The organism is Bartonella taylorii 8TBB, from assembly GCF_902825155.1.
Lineage (GTDB): Bacteria > Pseudomonadota > Alphaproteobacteria > Rhizobiales > Rhizobiaceae > Bartonella > Bartonella taylorii_A.
The window spans coordinates 1-505 of record NZ_CADEAG010000093.1 but is presented as its reverse complement, the minus strand read 5'-3'; the positions used below and the strand labels follow the sequence as shown (position 1 = coordinate 505).

Annotated in this window: 1 pseudogene; it reads left to right on the top strand. The window is 41.6% G+C overall.

Annotated features, from left to right (window positions below):
- Positions 1 to 505: pseudogene (prfC, locus tag J7R13_RS08795) on the top strand (peptide chain release factor 3); the annotation flags it as partial.

Below are 505 nucleotides of genomic sequence, written 5' to 3'. Positions count from 1 at the left end.
AATAAAATGGATCGTGAGGCGCGCGACCCTATAGAACTTTTAGATGAAATTGAAGAGAAACTTGCGCTTGATACCGCGCCAATAACATGGCCCAGTGGTATAAGTAAAGAATTTGTTGGAACATTTGACCTTCATCATGACCGTTTTCGAAAAAAAGATGATGAGGTTACGCAACAGACGGTTTCTGGTCCTGACGAAGTTGCAAAGTTGCTTCCTGAAAATCAACGCTTGTCTTTTATCGAAGGAGTAGACCTTGCGCGAAGTGCTTGCAAAAATTTTGATCTGCAAGCTTTCCGTGAAGGACATATGACGCCGGTTTATTTCGGTTCGGCTTTAAGAAATTTTGGTGTTCGTGATTTGATCAATGCGTTTATTGATTTTGGTCCGAGTCCTCGTAATCAGTTAGCAGATCAACGCAATGTCATAGCGATGAAACCAAGAATGACAGGGTTTGTCTTGAAAATTCAGGCTAATATGGACCCACATCATCGTGATCGTATTGCAT